The organism is Methylocystis sp. Se48 (assembly GCF_056269425.1).
Window position 1 is genome coordinate 1830002 of sequence record NZ_CM149850.1, and the last position, 19535, is coordinate 1849536.

A 19535-nucleotide genomic window follows, 5' to 3' on the forward strand; every position below is an offset into this window, starting at 1 on the left:
AGCGCGCCTTTTACCACGCTTGACCGAGTGAAATGCAAGGGAATTCGGCAGTCGCGCCCGCGCTGCGGCGCCGCCCTCGCGCTGCGCTCCGCCGGCGCCTACATCTCTCTGATGACCCTCGCCGCTTTTCGCACCCGCGCCTCGATTTTCCTCGCCCTTGCGGTTTTACTCGTCTGGTTCGCCGCCGGGGCCTTCGCGCCCGCGCTCGACGGCCTGCGCGCCGCGGCCGCCAAGGACGATCCGGTGGCCCTGGCCGATGCGCGGCTTGATCGGGCTTTGACGCCAGAGCGTTTCGCAGCCGGGTTCGAGGCCGCCCTTGGCGCGGGCGACGCCGACCTCGCCGACAGTTTCGTCGATCTCGGCCGGTCGCGCGGCCTTTCGCCTTCCCCCGGCCAGAGGGAGCGCCTTTCGGCCCTCCATGCGACGGCGCGCGAAAAGACGGTCGAGGATTTCGCGGAGGGTTTCCTCCACGGCGCGCGCGACAATGGCGCGGCCTTCGTCGGCGCGCTCACGGGCGACCTTTCCGGATACGGCGACCTCCGCGACCTCTGGCATGAAGGCGAGAAGCTCAAGCGCGGCGAGGAGCCCGACCGACTCGTGATCGGCCTCGCCGCGGCGGGGCTCGCGCTCAGTGTCGCGAGCTGGTCGAGCGTCGCCGCCCTGCTGCCCGCGCGCTCGGGGCTGACGCTCGTGAAGGGCGCGCAAAAAGCCGGGCGGCTGTCGCGTCCGTTGGCCAAAACCTTGAGCGCCTCGGCGGCGAAGGCGGTCGATCGAGAGGCGCTCTTGGCCGGAGTTGCGGCGGCTGCGAAACTCGACGTCGCCGCCGCCCGCGCGGCGGCGGCCCGCGTGGTGCGGCCAGGGGCGCTCGCGGGTTTCCGAGCGCTCGGCGAAGACGCCGCCATCCTTTACCGCCGCGCCGGGGCGCGGGGCGTGACGGACGCCCTTGCTGTCGCCGAGGACGGCGCGCAATTGCGCAAGGCCGCGAAACTGGCGGCGGCGCGGGGCGGGGCCACACGCGCCATTCTCGCGACGCTCGGGCGCGGCGCCCTCGTTTTCGGCGGCCTCGCGGCGGCGGCGGTCGAGGCGATCTTCTTGCTGCTCGGCGCGCTGCTGGGGCTTGCGATGATGGCGCAGCGGCTGGGTTTCTGGCTCGGACGCCGCCGTATCTTTTTTCGCGCGCCGACCCAAGGATTTCCCAATCTCGCCGTCTAAAAAGCGGATGGGCTGAAACACCGGGGGCGTTGTGCCGGGCCAGGACTTCGCGAGCGAGGAGCCGGATGACGCGCTGGCGCGGCGCGCGGCCGGGGGAGACCGCGGCGCCTTCGCGGCTCTGGCCGAGCGCCATTACGATCGCGTGCATGCGCTCGCCTGGCGCTGGTGCGGCGCGCGCGGCGAAGCCGAGGACGTCGCGCAGGAGGCGATGGTGAAAATGGCCGGGGCGATCCGGAGCTTTCGCGGCGACTGCGCTTTCTCCACCTGGGCCTATCGCATCGCCTATACGACGGCCGTCGACTACATTCGCGCTAGGGCGAGGGTCGTGCCGCTCGCGCCCGCGCGGATGCAGGAAGTCGCCGAAGCCGCCTATTGCGACCCGCCGGACGACGGCGTCGCGCACGGGGAATTGTGGCGCGCGGTGCGGTCGCTGCCGGAGCAGCAGCGCGACGCCGTTCTGCTCGTCTACGGAGAGGACATGACGCACGCGCAAGCCGCGGCCGTGATGGGCTGCGCGGAGAAAACGGTGTCCTGGCGTTTGCACGAGGCCCGCAAGCGTCTCAAAATATCGCTGGAGGCGGCGCAATGACCGGGCCTGACCTCACGCGCCTGAAAGACGCGCCGCCGCCGCGCGAGGAAGCGAAGCGTGCGGCGCTCGCCGCCGCCATGGCGGCTTTCGAAAAAAATGAAAACGAGACCAAGGGATTCGCCTCTTCCGACCGTCTGAAGGACGCATCGTCGCCAACGGAAGGGAGCAAACCGATGCGGACTTCTCAGTTCAATTACGCGCTCGCGGCCTCCATCGCCGCTCTGATGGTCGCCGCGCCGGCGGCTTTTTATCTGTCGCGTTTCAATGCGCCTGGCGGCGTGTCCGGCCAGCTCTCGGATGCGCCCGCGGAAATCGCCGCCGCGCCGGCCGACGCGAGCAAGGCCGGGTCGGAAATCGCGGCGCTTCCGGCGCCCGCCGTCAAGGAGAGCGTCGCGCCCATGGCGACGCCCGTTCCCGCCGCGCCGCCGCCCGGCCTCTCCGGCAGGGCGATCGGGGACGCCGCGAGACCGCAGAAGCGGGCGGAAAGCTACGGCCTGCCCGTGTCGAAAACGGCGCCCCGGCGGCCGGCCGCCGCCGCGCCCGCGCTCGACGTAGGCGCCATTATGGCCGGATCCCACGAGGCCCCGGACATTCTCCCGCTCCCGGCGGGGAAGGAATTCCGCGACAAGTTCGACTCGAAGGACGTCAACCCGGTCAAACAGGTCGCGCAGGAGCCGGTTTCGACCTTCTCGATCGACGTCGACACGGCGTCCTACGCTTTTGCGCGGCGCATGATCAACGCAGGGCGTTTGCCGCCGAGGGATTCGGTGCGCGTCGAGGAGTTCATCAATTACTTCCCCTACAATTACCCGCAGCCGGAAAGTGCGGACGCGCCTTTCAAGCCGACGATCACCGTAACGCCGAGCCCATGGAACGCGCACAATAGGCTCGTGCATGTCGCCGTGCAGGGCTATGCGCTGCAGAGCGCGCAGCGTCCGCGCGCCAATCTCGTCTTCCTCGTCGACGTCTCCGGCTCCATGTCGCCCGAGGACCGTCTCCCGCTCGTCAAGAATGCGGTGCGGATGCTGGTCGACGAATTGAAACCCGACGATACGGTGGCGCTCGTCGCCTATGCGTCGGGTTCGGGCGTCGCGCTGGAGCCGACGAAGATCGCCGACAAGGACAAGATCATCGCGGCGATCGACGCGCTCGGCGCCGGGGGGGCCACAGCCGGGGCGGAGGGCATTCAGGACGCTTACCGTCTCGCCGAGGAGAATTTCGACAAGGGCGCGGTCAATCGCGTGATCCTCGCGACAGACGGCGATTTCAACGTCGGCCCGACGGACCAGAGCGAACTGAAAGGGCTGATCGAACGCAAGCGGGAGAAAGGGATTTTCCTCTCCATCCTCGGCGTCGGGCAGGGCAATTACAACGACGCGCTGATGCAGACGCTCGCCCAGAACGGCAATGGCGCGGCGGCTTACGTCGACACGCTCAACGAGGCGCGCAAGGTTCTGGTCGAGGAAGCGTCGTCGACGCTCTTTCCCATTGCGAAGGACGTGAAGATCCAGGTCGAATGGAATCCCGCGCGCGTGTCCGAATACAGGCTCATCGGCTATGAGACGCGGGCGCTCAGGCGCGAGGATTTCAACAACGACAGGGTCGATGCAGGCGACGTCGGCTCCGGCCATCGCGTGACGGCGATCTATGAGATCACGCCCGCCGGCGCGCCGAAGCTCGTGGACGATCTGCGTTACGGTAAGAAGCGCGCCCCGGACGCCGCGCCGGCGGCGGAGCCGGACGCGGAACTCGGTTTCTTCAAGCTGCGCTACAAACTGCCGGGGGAAGATGCGTCGAAGCTGATTTCGTCGCCGATCGGAGACGCGCAGGCGGTCGACCAGCTCGCCGCCGCGCCGGAGGACGTGCGTTTCTCGATCGCCGTCGCCGCCTTTGGGCAGCTGCTGAAGGGCGCGCCTTATCTTGGCAAATACGACTATGATGATGTGATCGCGCTGGCGAAGGGCGCGAAGGGGGACGATCCGTTCGGCTATCGGGCGGAGTTCGTGAGTCTTGCGCGGTTGGCGAAGTTGGCGCGTCCTTGAAATTCCTCTCCCCGCGCGCGGGGGGAGTAGAGTAAAGCAGCGCTATGGCCAACCTTCGCATCTATCTCGACCACAACGCCACCTCGCCCCTGCGCCCCGAGGCGCGGGCGGCGATGCTCGCGGCGCTGGAGGGGCCGGGCAACGCCTCGTCGGTGCATGGGGAAGGGCGGGCCGCCAAAGCCTTGCTGGAACAGGCGCGGGCGACGATCGCCCGCGGACTGGGAACGGCGGCCCGCAACGTGACCTTCACGAGCGGCGCGACGGAAGCCGCGAATCTCGTGCTGACGCCATTGGCGCAGCGCGGGAAGGATTCGAGGCCGATCGAGATTCTGCTCGTCGGCGCCGGAGAGCATCCCGCTGTGCTTCAGGGGCATCGATTCCCGGCGGAGGCGGTCGAACGCGTCGCGTTGACGCCTGAAGGCGCGCTGTCCCTGCCGGCGCTGGACGCGGCGCTGGCGCGCCATTCCGGCAAGCGAATCATGCTCGCGCTACAGGCCGCAAATAACGAGACGGGCGTGATTCAGCCGGTTCGCGCCGCCGCCGGACGGATACGCGCCGCAGGCGGCCTTCTCGTTTGCGACGCGACGCAGGCGATTGGCCGAATCGAGACGACATTCGCGACCACAGACGCGGATTTTTTGTTCTTTTCCTCACACAAACTCGGCGGCCCGATGGGGGCCGGCGCGCTTGCCGCGGCGCAAGACGCGCTCCACATAGCAGATGCTTTGGTGCGCGGCGGCGGACAAGAGTTCGGCCGTCGCGCCGGCACCGAGAATGTCGCGTCGATTGTGGGGTTTTCCGCCGCATTCGAGGCGGCGCTCCGGGGGCTGGCGAGCGAAAGCGCGCGACTCGGCGAGATGCGGGACGCGCTGGAAGCGCGGCTCCGCGAGATCGATCCGCAGACGCGGGTTTTCGGGAGCGGGGCCGCGCGGATCGCTACGACGAGCGCTTTCGCGATCCCGACGTTGCCTGCGCATACATTATTGATGGCGCTGGATCTTTCCGGCGTCGCCGTGTCAAGCGGCTCCGCCTGTTCGTCAGGCAAAGTGCGCGAGTCCCATGTCCTCGCGGCCATGGGCGCACAAGAAAAAGAGGCTTTGCGCGTCAGCCTGGGTTGGACGACGCGCGAAGAGGATGTAAAACAGTTTGGAATGGTTCTTGCGGAAGTCGTGAACCGGATCAGGTCGCGGCGTACCGTCGCCTGAAAGGGCGGAACCGGATCGGCCGGCGGGCCTTGAACCCGTCGTGACGAGGAGAAAGAGACGATGGCGGCTCGTCAGGAGACCGTTGCGCGCGTCGAGGAAATCGACGTCGACGCCTACAAATATGGCTTTACGACCGATATCGAGTCGGAGAAGGCCCCCAAGGGGCTGAGCGAAGAGATCGTTCGCTTCATTTCCGCCAAAAAGAACGAACCCGCGTGGCTAACCGAGTGGCGGCTGGAGGCTTACCGCCGCTGGCTGACGATGGACGAGCCGAACTGGGCGCGGGTCCAATATCCGCCGATCGACTATCAGGATCTTTACTATTATGCGGCGCCCAAGTCGACGCCGGGGCCGAAGTCGCTGGACGAAGTCGATCCCGAGCTTCTGCGCACCTATGAGAAGCTCGGCATTCCGCTGCGCGAGCAGGAAATTCTTGCCGGCGTCGAGACGCGCAAGGTCGCGGTGGACGCGGTGTTCGACTCGGTTTCCGTGGCCACGACCTTTAAGGCGGAACTGGCCAAGGCGGGCGTGATCTTCTGCCCGATCTCCGAGGCCGTGCAGACGCATCCCGAACTGGTCCGCAAATATCTCGGCTCCGTCGTGCCGGTGACCGACAATTTCTATGCGACGCTGAACAGCGCGGTCTTTTCGGACGGCTCCTTCGTCTATATTCCGAAGGGCGTGCGCTGCCCGATGGAGCTTTCCACCTACTTCCGCATCAACGAGCAGAAGACGGGGCAGTTCGAGCGCACGCTGATCATCGCCGACGAAGGCTCCTATGTGAGCTATCTCGAAGGCTGCACTGCGCCCAAGCGCGACGAAAACCAGTTGCACGCCGCCGTCGTGGAGCTGGTCGCGCTCGACGACGCCGAGATCAAATACTCCACGGTGCAGAACTGGTACCCCGGCGACAGCGAGGGCAAGGGCGGCATTTACAATTTCGTCACCAAGCGTGGCGACTGCCGCGGCCGCAATTCGCATATTTCGTGGACGCAGGTCGAGACGGGCTCCGCGATCACGTGGAAGTATCCGAGTTGCATCCTGCGCGGCGACGGCTCGCAGGGCGAGTTCTATTCTATCGCCGTGTCGAACGGCCATCAGCAGGTCGACAGCGGCACGAAGATGATCCATCTCGGCCGCAACACCAGGAGCCGAATCGTCTCCAAGGGCATTTCGGCGGGTCGCTCCCAGAATACTTATCGCGGCCAGGTTTCCGCTCATCGTAAGGCGGAAGGCGCGCGCAACTTTACTCAATGCGACAGTCTGCTGATCGGCCATGACTGCGGCGCGCATACGGTTCCGTATATCGAGTCGAAGAATTCGAGCGCGCAGTTCGAGCATGAAGCGACGACCTCGAAAATCTCCGAGGACCAGCTCTTCTACGCCATGCAGCGCGGCCTCTCGGCCGAGGAGGCGACGGCGCTGATCGTCAACGGCTTCGTGCGCGACGTGTTGCAGCAGTTGCCGATGGAATTCGCAGTCGAGGCGCAGAAGCTGATTTCGATCTCGCTTGAGGGGAGCGTCGGCTAAACGCCCGGCGCCCCCATGCCTGCGACCTTCAATTTCGGAAACACGCCATGCTCGAAATCAAAAACCTCCATGTTTCGGTCGACGACAGGAAAATCCTGAAAGGGCTGACGCTCACCGTAAAGGACGGCGAGGTCGCCGCCATCATGGGGCCGAACGGCGCGGGAAAATCGACGCTCTCCTATGTGATCGCGGGCCGCGAGGGCTACGAGGTCGCCGATGGCGAGGCGCTGCTCAACGGCGAGAATATTCTCGATCTCGATCCGCATGAGCGCGCGGCGAAGGGCGTTTTCCTGGCCTTCCAATATCCGGTCGAAATTCCCGGCGTCGCAACCATGACCTTCCTCAAGGCCGCGATGAACGCCCAGCGGCGCGCGCGGGGGGAGGAGGAGTTACAGACGCCGGACTTCATGAAGCGCGTGCGCGAGGCGGCGGCGAAGCTCGGCGTCAGCCAGGAGATGTTGCGCCGGCCGCTGAACTCCGGTTTTTCCGGCGGCGAGAAGAAGCGCATGGAAGTGTTGCAAATGGCGCTGCTGGAGCCGTATCTCGGGATTCTCGACGAAACGGACTCGGGGCTCGACATCGACGCGCTGCGCGTCGTCTCCGAGGGCGTCAACGCGCTGCGCTCGGAAAAGCGCTCCTTCCTCGTCATCACCCACTATCAGCGTCTGCTCGACTACATCAAACCGGACACGGTGCATGTGATGGCGAACGGCCGCATCATGCGCAGCGGCGGGCCGGAGCTGGCGCTGGAGCTTGAGGAGCGCGGCTATCAGGATTATGTCGGCGAGGCGGCCTGAGCCATGATCAATCTCGTGACAGAAGCCGACGCGGCGCTCTCCTCGCTTTACGAGGAGATGAAGGGCAAGGGCGCGACAGGCCTGCGGCAGGCTGCGTGGGAGGCGTTCTCCCGCAAAGGCCTGCCGAACCGCCGCGTCGAGGCCTGGCATTACACCGACCTCAAGGCCGCGCTCGCCAGGCCCGCGCCGATCGCGGCGGTTTCCGCCGGTGCGCCGCTGTTGCCGGCCCCGCGGGGAGCCGTTCGTCTCGTTACGCTCGACGGCGCCTTTCGTCCCGATCTTTCAGACCTCGCCGCCCTTCCGGAGGGCGTTAAAGCGCAGCCTTTGCGCGAGGCGCTGGCGCAAGGCGCACCGGGAATCATGGCGCTCGTCGCGAGTTCCGACGTTCAGACCGACGACGCGATCGTATCTCTCAACGCGGCCCTGATGCAGGACGGCGTGGTTCTGCGCGTGGCGGAGGGCGTCGCGTTGGAACAAACGATCGAACTGGCGACCTTCGTCTCGTCGGAAGAGGCGCAGTCGAGCTTCTCGCGTTCCCTCGTCATCCTCGGCAAGGAGGCGCGCGCGACGGTCGTCGAAACCGCCGGCGCGCTGTCGGCGGCGGCGGCGCAGGACAATCAGGCGCTCGTCGCCCGGCTGGCGGCAGGCGCCGCGCTCGATCTCGTCACCCATGTTTCCGGGCAGGGTGACGGGCTCGTGCGCGTTATGAGCCTCATCGCCCACCTCGATGCGGGCGCGACGCTCAATTCATTTGCGCTCGTCGAAGGGGCGGGATTGTCGCGGCGGCAGATTTTCGCCCGTCTCGATGGTGAGAACGCTCGGGTCGCCTTCAACGGCGCGACGCTCGTGCGCGGGCGCCAGCACGCCGATACGACGCTCGTCGTCGATCACGCGACGCCGCGCGGCGAGAGCCGCGAGCGCTTCCGCAGCATCGTCGACGAACAGGGCGCGGGGGTCTTTCAGGGCAAGATCATCGTGCGGCCCCATGCGCAAAAGACGGACGGCGCCATGCAATCCAAGGCGCTGCTCCTCTCCGACGGCGCGATGATGAACAACAAGCCCGAGCTTGAAATCTTCGCCGACGACGTGCAGTGCGGGCACGGCGCCACTTGCGGGCGGCTCGACAGGGACCAGCTTTTCTATCTCATGGCGCGCGGCCTGCCGCGTCGCGCGGCCGAGTCGCTCCTGATGGAGGGTTTCGCCAACGAAGCGTTCGAGGGGCTGGAGAACGACGCGCTGCGCGCGTTCTTCGCGTCGCGGGTCTCGGCCTGGCTGGCGGAGAGATCGAGATGAACCAGCACGCGCCCGTCGCGGCTTACGACGTCGAGACCATCCGCGCGGATTTCCCGATTCTCGCGGAGCGTCCCTACGGCAAGCCGCTCGCCTATCTCGATAACGCCGCCTCGGCGCAAAAGCCGCGCGCGGTGATCGAACGGCTGACGCATTTCTACGAACACGAATACGCCAACGTCCATCGCGGGCTGCATTATCTCGCCAATGCGGCGACGGAGGCCTATGAGGGCGCGCGCGAGACGGTGCGCCGCTTTCTGAACGCCGGGTCGACGGATGAAATCATCTTCACCCGCGGCGCGACCGAGGCGCTGAACCTTGTCGCGGCTTCCTACGGACTCGCCCATATCCGCGAGGGCGACGAGATCATCCTGTCGCTGATGGAACACCACTCCAACATCGTGCCCTGGCATTTCCTGCGGGAGCGCAAGGGCGCGGTGATCAAATGGATCATGCCGGACGACGATGGCCGCATCGACCTCGACGCCTACGGCCGCATGTTCACCGACCGCACCAGGGTCGTGGCGGTCACGCATATGTCGAACGTGGTGGCGACGCCGACGCCCATTGCGGAGATGGCGCGCATCGCCCACGCCCATGGCGTCCCGATCTGCGTGGACGGCTCGCAGGGGGCGGTCCATCTCGACGTCGACGTTCAGGCGATGGACGTCGATTTCTACGTCGTCACTGGCCACAAGCTTTACGGCCCGACGGGGATTGGCGCGGTTTACGGCAAGCGGAAATGGCTGGAGAACCTGCCGCCCTTCGAGGGCGGCGGCGAGATGATCGAGACGGTCACGCTGGACGCCGTGACCTACAACGCGCCGCCGCATCGCTTCGAGGCGGGGACGCCGCCGATCGCGCAGGCCGTCGGTCTCGGCGCGGCGCTCGACTATATCGAGAGCGTTGGCAAGGACGCCATCCGCGCCCATGAGGCGCAGCTCACGGCCTATGCGCAGCAACGCCTGTCGGAGATCGAGGGTCTGCGCATTTTCGGCAATGCGCCCGACAAGGGGCCGATCGTCGCCTTCGAGATGGCCGCCGCCCACGCCCATGACATCGCGACGGTCATCGACCGCTCCGGCGTGGCCGTGCGCGCCGGCACGCACTGCGCCATGCCGCTGCTCACGCATTTCGGCGTGACGTCGACCTGCCGCGCCTCTTTCGCGCTTTACAATACGCGGGAGGAGATCGACCGCCTGGCCGAGGCTTTGCTAAGAGCCAAAAAACTGTTCGCCTGAGGAGATTCTCGTGCTGATGAGCGACGCTCTCAAAACAAGCGAAACGGAAAGCCCGATTGGCGCGGTCGAAACTGCAGAGGCCGCCGAAAACGAACGGCTGACGAATGACGTCATCAAGGCGCTCAAGACCGTCTACGACCCGGAGATTCCGGCCGACATCTACGAACTCGGGCTCGTCTATCGCATCGACGTTTCCGACGACGGCTTAGTCGAAATCGACATGACGCTCACGGCGCCGGGCTGTCCGGTTGCGGGCGAAATGCCCATATGGGTGAAGAACGCGGTGAGCGCCGTCCCGGGCGTCAGCGACGTCAAGGTGAATATGGTGTTCTCGCCGCCATGGGATCAAAGCCGCATGTCGGACGAGGCCCGTGTCGCGCTCGACATGTGGTGAGAGGAGGGGGCCGTGTCCGCCCCGCGTCTGAAACCCAAGGGCGTGCTGGAAACGTCGCTTTACGTCGACGACATGGCGCGCGCCGGCCGTTTCTACTCGGAAACCCTCGGTCTGACGCCGATGGTTCAGGACAGCCGGATCTGGGCGCTCGATTGCGGACCGGCCAGCGTGCTGCTGCTGTTCGAGCGCGGGTCGACGCTGACGCCGGTGGATCTTCCGGGTGGGCGAATCCCGCCGCACGACGGGTCGGGTCCGGCGCATCTCGCATTCGCCGTGGCGACGCGGGAGTTGGCCGGGTGGGAGAGACGTCTCGCGGAGCAGGGCGTCGAGATCGAGTCGAGAATGAAGTGGCCAGGCGGCGGGGAGAGCCTTTTCTTTCGCGATCCGGATTTCCACCTCGTGGAACTGGCGACGCCGGGCCTTTGGGCGAACTACTGAGCTGAGGAAAACAGATAAATGGCTTTGCCGAAACTGAGCGTGATGAACGTGAGCCCCGCCGCCGCCGAGCGCGTGCGCGGCCTCCTTGCGAACGCCGCGCCGGGAGCGGGACTGAAGGTCTCGGTGGAAAAGGGCGGCTGCGCCGGCATGTCCTACAAGATGTCGATCGCCGAACCGGAGAAGGGCGACGAAGTGATCGATTTCGACGGCGGCCGCGTGATCGTCGATGCGAAAGCGGTGCTCTATCTGCTCGGCACGACGATGGACGTGAAGACGGACAAATTCGCCTCTACTTTCGTGTTCGAAAATCCGAACCAGACCTCCGCCTGCGGCTGCGGCGAGAGCGTGGAACTGAAGCCCGCCGATGCGTCGCGCCTTCCGGCTTCCGCTTGATCGCGCGTTTACGCCGCATTAACACTGATGATCTGTTTCGCCATTCGAACGCCTCATAAATAGCGCTTTCTTCAACTTCGGCCGCGAAGCTCCCGACTAAGCGTTTCAAGCGTCGTGGAGTGGTCGATGTCGTTTCCCAAACCGCCTGTCGTCGCGTCGAGCATGGCCATGCTTGCCGCCCTTACCGTCGTTTCGTCTGATAGCTGGGCGCGCGACGGCCAGCGCGGCGGCGGAGACGTGGTTTACGAAATGCCGCCGATGTCGGCGGACGATTCGCGCGAGATCATTTACGTCATGCCGCCGATGAAGCCCGTGAAGGGCATGGCGGCGCAGACGCCCAAACCTGCGCCGAAGCCCGCCGAACAGCCCGCGCCGGCGATCGCCGCCACGCCCGCGCCGCAGCCCGCGAAAGAGGCTGCGCCGGTTCAGCCGTCGCCGGCGTCTGTCGCCGAGGCTCCCAAATCCGCCGAGGTCCAGCCGCCTGTCGCCGAGGCCCCGAAACCGGCCGAACAGCCTGTGGCGGAAGCCGCGCCGCCGGCCGCCGATCGCGCCCAGACGCCGAGCGAGGGACAGGCGCCTGCCGAACAGCCTCTGCCGGAGCAACCGGCGACCGCTGCGGCGTTGCCCGACGCGCCGGCGGAGACGGCCCAGCAGCGTTCCGAGGCGCAGACGCCCGACGAGGAGGCGCCGAAGTCGGCGGAAGCGGCGGCGCCGGACCAGCCCGCGCCCGCTCAGCCGCCCGTCGCGGCCGAAGCGCCGTCGATCGTGGAGCAGGCTCCGATCGGGCCGCCCGTCATGACCTTCAACCCGCCGCGGAAAACGCTCGCCGCCTTGAAGGAACCAGCCGCAGGTCTCGACGCGCGAGCCTTTCAGCCGCGCGAGGAGGTCGTCGCGCCCGCGCTGGTTCCGCAGCTTCAGTCGACTGCAAAGGCGCCGGAGCAGCAGCCAGCGCCCATTGTCGCGGAGCAGCCCGCGCCCGAAGCCGGGGCCGCGGCTCCCGTGGACGCGCAGGCGTCGACCGACGGCGCCGCAACCGCCGCCGCCGACGCGGACGCGCGTATCGGCGCGCTTCTGGCGGAAGGCGTCGCCGGACCGGCGGAGGTGCGCATCGGCGATCGCGCAACCATGTGGCTGCCGGCCGGCCGCACCTTCATTCCGCTCGAGCCTGCGCGCAAGCTCGCGAAGGAGGCCGGGCTCGAGTGGCGGGCGGGCGTCCAGGGAATCGTTGCGCCGTCGGGCGGAAAGCTGCAATGGCTGGCGCCGGTCGAACTCCTCGACGACGGCTACATCAAGATCGGCGAGCCTGACGCTCTCGAGCCGGAGAAGCTTCTGGCCGCCTTCGAGGCGAGCCTGCCTGAGGTCAACGAGCAGCGGGCGCGGGTCGGCCAACCGCCCGTCTCGCTCGGCGGCTGGCTCAGCGCGCCGAAGCTCACCGACAAGCGCCGCCTATCGGCCTGCGTCAATGTCGCGACCCAGAACGATCGGGACGGCCTCGACCGTTTCTTCAATTGCGAGGCGTGGGCGCTTGGCCGCGAGGGCGCGATCAAGATCGGTCTCGCCGACGCCGGCGAAGAGGCCGAGCGGTTGAAGGGCGAAGCCGAAGCGCTGGCCGATACGATTGTTTTCGATCGCGGCAAGACCTATGAGGATTTCGACGCAGCGACCGACAGGGTCGCGCCATACGTCGCGGCCGACATGCTCACGCGCGACGTCGCGGCGCGGACCGCCTCGCCGTCGATCGCGGCCGAAGGCGAGAGCGGCGGCTCGATCGTCGACATTCTGTCGAGACTCCTGGAGCCAGCCCTGTTCGCCGCGGCGGCGCTCGGCCTCTATGTCTGGCTGAAGCGTCGCCGGGCGGGCGAAAAGGATGCGGGAACGGAAACCGCGGAGGCCGCGACGACGCCGGAGCCCGTCGAAGAGAAGACGCCTGCGCCATCGCTCGTCGAGCGGTTTCTGCCGACGCTTCATGCCCGCTTCGCTCGCCGGCCCGCGCAGGACGCCGAGCCGTCGCCGGTCGCTAGGTCTATTTCGCCGGCGCCTGCGGAAGCGCCCGCCGCCGCCTCGAAGGCGGAACCCGTCAACGACAAGCCCGCCTCTGCGATCGGCGGCATACTGGCGAAAATTCCCAGTATGCGCGCGGGCGCAGAGAAGAATGCTGCGAAGACGGCCGTGAGATCGTCGGCGGTGGAGAAACCCGCCGCCAACAACGTGGAGGAGCCCGTTTCCGCCCTCAGAAAGCTCGCCGCGAAGATGCGCCGGTCGGCTGAAGAGCCGGCGGCGGCGCCTGTGGACGTGTCACGCGCGCTACGGCCCATCCGAACGCTGCCGGGAGCCGCGCCCGCCACGGCCGAGAAGCTTCCCGAACCGATCATGGCCGCGCCGATCGTCGCGGAAGCGATAGAGGCGGCGGCGATCGAGCCAGAACTCATCGAACCCGGCGCGGCGGAAGGCAAACCCGCCAAGGCGCCTCGCGCCGCGCCGGAGCTAGAAAAACCGGTCGTTGCGGCCGCGACGCCTCCAAGAGAAGCCGCGCCCGCGAAGCAGCCGGTCTTCGACGAAGACGATTTCGGGCTCGTGGAGCCGGGCGACGCGGAAGCGACTTCAGCGGCCATCAACGCGTCGCGGGCGCTGCGCGAAGCGCGCGGGTGACGGCGAAACCGCGGACGGATCGGGAACCGGCTTCCGGTCCGTTCGCGGCAAGCGATTTCCCGAAAAGGCGGGCGCGCTGGCGGCGCGGGGGTGGATAAAAACCATAAGTATCTGTTTTTAAATGAATATATGCTTCCCATAAGACTGGCGCCGAGGCGGAGAATCGCCTATAGGGATAAGTGGCGAAACCCACATCCGGATTGGCGCGCCCTTGGCCGACGACGACACAAAAAAAGACGAGCCCGAAAAGCACGGATCTGACATCAAGCCGGTCTCGATCGCCGACGAGATGAAGCGCAGCTATCTCGATTATGCGATGAGCGTGATCGTGAGCCGCGCGCTGCCGGACGTTCGCGACGGCCTGAAACCCGTGCATCGTCGCATCCTGTTTTCGATGAACGAGAACGGGCACATGCCGGACAAACCCTATGTGAAATCGGCGCGCATCGTCGGCGACGTCATGGGTAAATATCACCCGCATGGCGACGCGGCGATCTATGACGCGCTGGTGCGCATGGCGCAGCCCTTCTCGATGCGGCTGATGCTCGTCGACGGACAGGGCAATTTCGGCTCGGTCGACAACGACCCGCCGGCGGCCATGCGTTACACCGAGTCGCGCCTCGCCAAACCCGCGCTTGCGCTGCTCGAGGACATCGACGAAGGCACGGTCGACTTCCAGCCGAACTATGACGGCAAGGAGCAGGAACCGACCGTCCTTCCGGCGCGCTTCCCGAATCTGCTCGTCAACGGCGCCGGCGGCATCGCCGTCGGCATGGCGACGAATATTCCGCCGCATAATCTCGGCGAAGTCATCGACGCGGCGGTCGCGCTCATCGACAGGCCCGACATGACCGTCGCGGAGCTGATGGAGATCGTGCCGGGTCCGGACTTCCCGACCGCGGCGACGATCCTCGGGCGCGGCGGCATCCGCAACGCCTACGCCACCGGCCGCGGCTCGATCATCATGCGCGCCAAGGCGGAGATCGAGACGCTGCGCAAGGAGCGCGAGGCGATCATCTTTACCGAAATTCCCTATCAGGTGAACAAGGCGGCGCTGATCGAGCGCATCGCTGAGCTGGTCAAGGAAAAGAAGATCGAGGGCATCGGCGATCTGCGCGACGAATCCGACCGTGACGGCATGCGCATCGTCGTGGAGCTGAAGCGCGAGGCAGTGGCCGACGTCGTGCTGAACCAGCTCTGGCGCCATACCGCGCTGCAATCGAGCTTCGCGGTCAACATGATCGCGCTGAACGGCGGCCGGCCCGAGCTGATGACGCTCGCCGACGTGCTGCGCGCCTTCATCGACTTCCGCGAGACGGTCGTTACGCGGCGCACCAAATTCCGCCTCGCCAAGGCGCGCGATAATGCGCATTTGCAGGTCGGCCTCGCGATCGCGGTCGCGAATATCGACGAAGTCATCCGCCTCATCCGTAATTCGGCCGACGCCGCCGCCGCGCGCGAAGCGCTGATGGCGCGCGACTGGCCAGCAAAAGACATGGCGCCGCTCGTCGAGCTCATCGCAGACCCGCGCCACAAGCTCTCGCATGACGGCACAATCCGCCTTTCCGAAGCGCAGGCCCGCGCCATTCTCGATCTGCGCCTGCAACGTCTCACTGCGCTCGGTCGCGAAGAAATCGCCGAGGCCTTGAACAAGCTCGCCGCCGAGATCGCGGAATATCTCGAAATTCTCGGCTCGCGCGAGAAACTCTTTGGCATCGTGAAGGACGAGATGCTGGCGGTGAAGGAGGCCTACGCCACCCCGCGCCGCACGCAGATCGTCGACTCCGACGGCGAGGTGGAGGACGAAGACCTCATCGCCCGCGAGGACATGGTCGTCACGGTCTCCCACGCCGGCTACATCAAGCGCGTGCCGCTCTCGACCTATCGCGCGCAACGGCGCGGCGGCAAGGGCCGATCCGGCATGCAGACGAAGGAGGAGGATTTCGTCCACCGGCTCTTCGTCGCCAGCACCCACACGCCGGTCCTATTCTTCTCATCGCTCGGCAAGGCCTACAAGGAAAAGGTCTGGCGGTTGCCGCTGGCGGCGCCGCAGGCGCGCGGCAAGGCGCTCGTCAATATGCTGCCGCTGGAGCAGAACGAGCGCATCACCAGCATCATGCCGTTGCCCGAGGACGAGTCGACCTGGTCGAAGCTCGACGTCATCTTCGCGACGACCGGCGGCACGGTGCGGCGCAACAAGCTCTCGGACTTCGTGGACGTGCGCCGCAACGGCCTCATCGCCATGAAGCTCGACGAGGGCGAGGCGATCGTCGATGTGGCGACGGCGACGGAAGCCGATGACATTTTGCTCACTACGCGCGACGGCCAGTGCATCCGCTTCGCCGTGCCGGAGGTGCGCGTCTTCCAGGGCCGCACATCGATGGGCGTTCGCGGCGTTTCGCTCGCCGAGGGGGATCGCGTGATATCGCTCTCGATCCTGAAGCATTTCGAGGCGACGCCCGACGAACGCTCGGCCTATCTCAAAAAGGCGAGCGCCCTGCGCCGCCGCATGGGCGAGGACGTTGCGCCGGAGACGAGCGCCGAGACGGAGGAGGGGGCCGGCGCCGTCGAACTTTCCGACGAGCGCTTCGCCGCCATGCAGGCGGCCGAACAGATCATCCTGACCGTTTCGGAAAACGGCTACGGCAAGCGCACGTCGTCCTACGAGTACCGCATCACGGGGCGCGGCGGAAAAGGCATCGTCGCCATGGCGGTCAACGCGCGCAACGGCAAGCTTGTGGCTTCCTTCCCCGTGGGTCAGGACGACGAGATCATGCTCGTCACCGACGGCGGCCAACTCATCCGCTGCCCGGTCGAAGGCATCCGCATCGCGGGCCGCGGCGCGCAGGGCGTGATCGTTTTCAACACCGCCGAGGACGAGCGCGTGGTGTCGGTGGAGCATATTGAGGATGTGAGGGAGGATGAGGGAGAGGGCGCGCCGACGATATGAACGACGCGCCCTGACATTGTCTCGATGCCCTCTTTATTTAGGTCAGCTCCTCTCCAACTCGATAATCCCGCGCGTTTCAAGTTCGTGGAGGATCACTGCGCAACCGATCTGCTTAGAAACGAGATTGGGATCCCATTTGCCATCCTCGCCGTATTTTCCTTTGACGTAGTGCTGGGATCCGCTCCACAGGTAAGGAGTAAAGACCATGCGACGGCGTGTTCCCCAGCCATTATACGCTTCCAGCCGATGCAGAACGCGAGACAAACGCCAATCGGAAAACTTGTCGTAGCTCAACATCTGCAAGGCGTCGATCGCGGATTCTTCCCAAGTGAACGGCGGATTTCCGTGAGGTGGTCTGCCGGCAGGGACATGTTGTGTCCTATCCGTCAAAGGATCGCCGTTATGTAAATGCGTGTCGAATCGAGACGTGCTTTCCAACTCGTTTATGACGCCGATTACATACCAGGGCACGGCCCCGAGGCCTTTCGCCGTCTGCTCATATCGTGCGCGCCCCGCCTCCACGCGGTCAACGGCTGCCGAGATGGCTTTCGCCTTTTGGACGCTCGGCGCGAGGCTTCCGAACAACCAGAGATATTCGTCGCGCAGATCGTCGAATTTAGTGCTCTGTATCGGTTGAGCGGGGACGATCCCTGCGTCGGCGCGGCGGACTATAACTGGCGTCTCCGGAGTCTTCGGTGGCTTTCCGAGCAGCAATTCAGCCGTTTTTGGGCCAACTTCACCGTCCACAACGACGCCTGCCGAGGCTTGAAATGCGGCGACGGCCGACTCTGTAGTTTCTCCGAACAGGCCGTCGATAGGCCCGGGGTCGAACCCGCGAGTCCGAAGGGCGAGTTGGACCTCCTTCACGCGATCATCCGGAATCGGGAACTGTTCCGAACGAAGAATCGTCGGCAGTGATGTCTCTGCGAAACTCTGCGCGGAGTAGTCCACATTTGGCAGCAGAACGCCAATATCCCATCTTCGGCCATGAACCTCGCCGGCAATGACACCACGAGTGCTGTCGGCGGCCTCTACAGTGGAGCCGTCCCCACATGAAATGGCAATATGGCCGATCCGTTTAGCGGCCGAATTCGGGTATCGCAGCAGGAAAGCCCCAGGCGTCCGAGTCGCAGAATCGATGTCGACGATTTCCGCGCGGGCCTCCGCGTCTTCTCGCCATAAGCCAGTGTATGCGGTTCCGGCGGCTCCGCTTTGAAGATCGCAGCCAAACAGGAAACCGTAAGTTTGATAGACGCACCAAGTCGCGAATTCCGCGCAATCCCAAGGACCGCGCCAGTTGGGGTTCTTGTAAGGAACTGCGGCACCGTACACATATTTTTCTCCAATATGCGGGCGAGCAACGGAAAGGATCTCATAACCCTTCATTTTCAAGTCCTCATCGAAAAATCGCAATAATGAAAATCGTCACACTGCAAAAAGCGCGTGTCAACACGAAACTACGAATAATCAAAATTTGGTAACGGCCCCACGCTTCCGCGATCTGATTCCTGGCGTCTTCGGCCGCCAGACTCCCGTCTCTCATTCCTCCATTCCCTTCGCAATCAGGTACTGGTGCCGCGCCCTCAGCCCGCTGATGCTGAGCCAGGCCGCGACGCCGACGCCGATGAAATGGGCGAAGAGCAGGTTGAAGTTCACCAGCAGGGTGAAAATATCCAGAGCGCGGATGATCTTGTTGGGGTCCGTGATCGCGATGCCCGGCGGCTGCGACACCGTCTTGCCGACAAGCAGCGCGACGCTCATCCCCACGCCGACGAAGGAGTCGAGCGCGCCCAGGAAATTCACGAAACCGCCGACGGCCACGAACCAGAACGCCAGGCGTCTGTCATGGGCAAGGTAGCGCTCCGGGCGGCTGCGGATGCTGACGGCGGCGCTCACGTAGCGAAAGCAGAAAAGGCTCGAAAGCAGCAGAAGGGCGAGACTTGACGCCGCCCAATAGATGCCTTCGCTGAAGATGGTCGCGCCCGGGCTTACCGTGTGGCCGACATAGCTGAAGGCCAACAGCAGGCCCGAGACGACGCCGATGAAGAGCTGAATCCAGAAGGCCGCGCCGCCGAAGAAACGGAAACTCTGCGCCAGCCCGTCGGCGATCATCATGGCGAAATTCTGCGGCGCCGACGTGTCCAGCGCCTTGCCAGTCGCGGCTGCGGGGGGCGAGAGCCTGTCGAAGATGACGAAGCCGGCATAAATGACGAGGACGCCCGCGAAGACGTAGGCGGCCGAGCCGTGCGCGCTCTGGAGTAGATCGGCGGCCGCGCGGTTTCCCGCGTCCCAGAAGGGAAGGGGATAATCCCAGAAGAAAATCTGCTCGCCACGGCAGGCCACAGAGAGCGCGCCCGCCGCGATTGCGACGGCGAAGGACAGGTCGATCGTCTGCCGCAGCCAGAAGGCGGCGGCGCGGCGACGGTCGCGCGGGCCGCCGCCATCGATCGTCACAAAGAGGACGGCGCCCAGAAGCAAATGCGCGCCGAAGAAGAGCGCCGCCGTGAGGGCGAGCGACACGTGCAACTCGGAGAGATGGGCGCGCGTCGCCGCGTCGAGTGCGGTGCGCTCGCGGAGAAGCCCCGTTCCGAGCGCGGCGACCCCCAAAAGCGCGAAGATCCAGAAAACCGTAATGGACAGCGGATTGCGTCTCGGATCGGAAACCATCGGCAATCTCCCGTTCGAGGCGCTGGCGCCACAGGGCGCGCGGCCGGCATTTTCGCACTGCAATATAGTCCATGTGTGATCCGGCGTCCCTGCGCCAAAGCGTCCGCCGAGGGGTGAATCCGCCCGTTCCTTCCGCAT

15 protein-coding genes are annotated in these 19535 nt (G+C 65.7%); 13 read left to right on the forward strand and 2 right to left on the reverse strand.

What is annotated here, in order from left to right; translation table 11 throughout:
* Positions 1-27: 27 nt before the first annotated feature.
* From ACV959_RS09000 to gyrA, 13 genes are all read left to right on the forward strand, one after another.
* The gene (locus tag ACV959_RS09000) at positions 28-1212 is read left to right on the forward strand and encodes a hypothetical protein (protein ID WP_475739553.1); all 1185 of its coding nucleotides are present in this window, start codon (positions 28-30) and stop codon (positions 1210-1212) included.
* Between the two features lie 31 nt (positions 1213-1243).
* A complete protein-coding gene (locus ACV959_RS09005; RefSeq protein WP_475739554.1) occupies positions 1244-1801 on the forward strand; it encodes an RNA polymerase sigma factor in 558 nt (185 codons plus the stop codon).
* Positions 1798-3843: a vWA domain-containing protein gene (locus ACV959_RS09010; RefSeq protein WP_475739556.1), complete on the forward strand. Its 2046-nt coding sequence runs from the start codon at positions 1798-1800 to the stop codon at positions 3841-3843. Before ACV959_RS09005 ends, ACV959_RS09010 begins: the two co-directional genes overlap by 4 nt.
* Before the next feature lie 44 nt (positions 3844-3887).
* Positions 3888-5048, forward strand: a complete 1161-nt coding sequence (locus ACV959_RS09015; protein ID WP_475739558.1) for a cysteine desulfurase family protein — start codon at positions 3888-3890, stop codon at positions 5046-5048.
* Positions 5049-5108: 60 nt separating this feature from the next.
* Positions 5109-6578: a Fe-S cluster assembly protein SufB gene (gene sufB, locus ACV959_RS09020; RefSeq protein ID WP_475739560.1), complete on the forward strand. Its 1470-nt coding sequence runs from the start codon at positions 5109-5111 to the stop codon at positions 6576-6578.
* Between the two features lie 47 nt (positions 6579-6625).
* Positions 6626-7375 (forward strand): Fe-S cluster assembly ATPase SufC, encoded by a 750-nt coding sequence (gene sufC / locus ACV959_RS09025; protein WP_475739561.1) that lies wholly within the window; start codon positions 6626-6628, stop codon positions 7373-7375.
* 3 nt (positions 7376-7378) lie between these two features.
* The gene (gene sufD / locus ACV959_RS09030; protein WP_475739562.1) at positions 7379-8668 is read left to right on the forward strand and encodes a Fe-S cluster assembly protein SufD; all 1290 of its coding nucleotides are present in this window, start codon (positions 7379-7381) and stop codon (positions 8666-8668) included.
* A complete protein-coding gene (locus ACV959_RS09035) occupies positions 8665-9906 on the forward strand; it encodes a cysteine desulfurase (protein WP_475739563.1) in 1242 nt (413 codons plus the stop codon). Before sufD ends, ACV959_RS09035 begins: the two co-directional genes overlap by 4 nt.
* 16 nt (positions 9907-9922) lie before the next feature.
* Positions 9923-10300 (forward strand): SUF system Fe-S cluster assembly protein, encoded by a 378-nt coding sequence (locus ACV959_RS09040; RefSeq protein WP_475739564.1) that lies wholly within the window; start codon positions 9923-9925, stop codon positions 10298-10300.
* A 12-nt stretch (positions 10301-10312) separates the two neighbouring features.
* A complete protein-coding gene (locus tag ACV959_RS09045) occupies positions 10313-10738 on the forward strand; it encodes a VOC family protein (RefSeq protein ID WP_475739565.1) in 426 nt (141 codons plus the stop codon).
* A gap of 18 nt (positions 10739-10756) precedes the next feature.
* Complete coding sequence (locus tag ACV959_RS09050) at positions 10757-11131, forward strand: HesB/IscA family protein (RefSeq protein WP_475739566.1); 375 nt, start codon at positions 10757-10759, stop codon at positions 11129-11131.
* 126 nt (positions 11132-11257) lie between these two features.
* A complete protein-coding gene (locus tag ACV959_RS09055) occupies positions 11258-13780 on the forward strand; it encodes a DUF2167 domain-containing protein (protein ID WP_475739568.1) in 2523 nt (840 codons plus the stop codon).
* A 211-nt stretch (positions 13781-13991) separates the two neighbouring features.
* Positions 13992-16730, forward strand: coding sequence for a DNA gyrase subunit A (gyrA, locus tag ACV959_RS09060; protein ID WP_475736291.1), 2739 nt, complete (start codon positions 13992-13994; stop codon positions 16728-16730).
* A gap of 42 nt (positions 16731-16772) precedes the next feature.
* Here gyrA and ACV959_RS09065 read toward each other — a convergent pair whose 3' ends face one another.
* Together ACV959_RS09065 and ACV959_RS09070 are read right to left on the reverse strand one after the other, a co-directional pair.
* Positions 16773-18116 (reverse strand): peptidoglycan-binding protein, encoded by a 1344-nt coding sequence (locus tag ACV959_RS09065; protein ID WP_475736292.1) that lies wholly within the window; start codon positions 18114-18116, stop codon positions 16773-16775.
* A gap of 153 nt (positions 18117-18269) precedes the next feature.
* Positions 18270-19397, reverse strand: a complete 1128-nt coding sequence (locus tag ACV959_RS09070) for a DUF3611 family protein (RefSeq protein ID WP_475736293.1) — start codon at positions 19395-19397, stop codon at positions 18270-18272.
* Between the last annotated feature and the right edge of the window lie 138 nt (positions 19398-19535).

What these genes read in the sequence shown, in the direction of transcription:
- ACV959_RS09010 (WP_475739556.1), top strand. Translation starts at nt 1,798, where the DNA reads ATGACCGGGCCTGACCTCACGCGCCTGAAAGACGCGCCGCCGCCGCGC.
- ACV959_RS09015 (WP_475739558.1), top strand. Translation starts at nt 3,888, where the DNA reads ATGGCCAACCTTCGCATCTATCTCGACCACAACGCCACCTCGCCCCTG.
- sufB (WP_475739560.1), top strand. Translation starts at nt 5,109, where the DNA reads ATGGCGGCTCGTCAGGAGACCGTTGCGCGCGTCGAGGAAATCGACGTC.
- sufC (WP_475739561.1), top strand. Translation starts at nt 6,626, where the DNA reads ATGCTCGAAATCAAAAACCTCCATGTTTCGGTCGACGACAGGAAAATC.
- sufD (WP_475739562.1), top strand. Translation starts at nt 7,379, where the DNA reads ATGATCAATCTCGTGACAGAAGCCGACGCGGCGCTCTCCTCGCTTTAC.
- ACV959_RS09035 (WP_475739563.1), top strand. Translation starts at nt 8,665, where the DNA reads ATGAACCAGCACGCGCCCGTCGCGGCTTACGACGTCGAGACCATCCGC.
- ACV959_RS09040 (WP_475739564.1), top strand. Translation starts at nt 9,923, where the DNA reads ATGAGCGACGCTCTCAAAACAAGCGAAACGGAAAGCCCGATTGGCGCG.
- ACV959_RS09050 (WP_475739566.1), top strand. Translation starts at nt 10,757, where the DNA reads ATGGCTTTGCCGAAACTGAGCGTGATGAACGTGAGCCCCGCCGCCGCC.
- ACV959_RS09055 (WP_475739568.1), top strand. Translation starts at nt 11,258, where the DNA reads ATGTCGTTTCCCAAACCGCCTGTCGTCGCGTCGAGCATGGCCATGCTT.
- ACV959_RS09065 (WP_475736292.1), bottom strand. Translation starts at nt 18,116, where the DNA reads ATGAAGGGTTATGAGATCCTTTCCGTTGCTCGCCCGCATATTGGAGAA.
- ACV959_RS09070 (WP_475736293.1), bottom strand. Translation starts at nt 19,397, where the DNA reads ATGGTTTCCGATCCGAGACGCAATCCGCTGTCCATTACGGTTTTCTGG.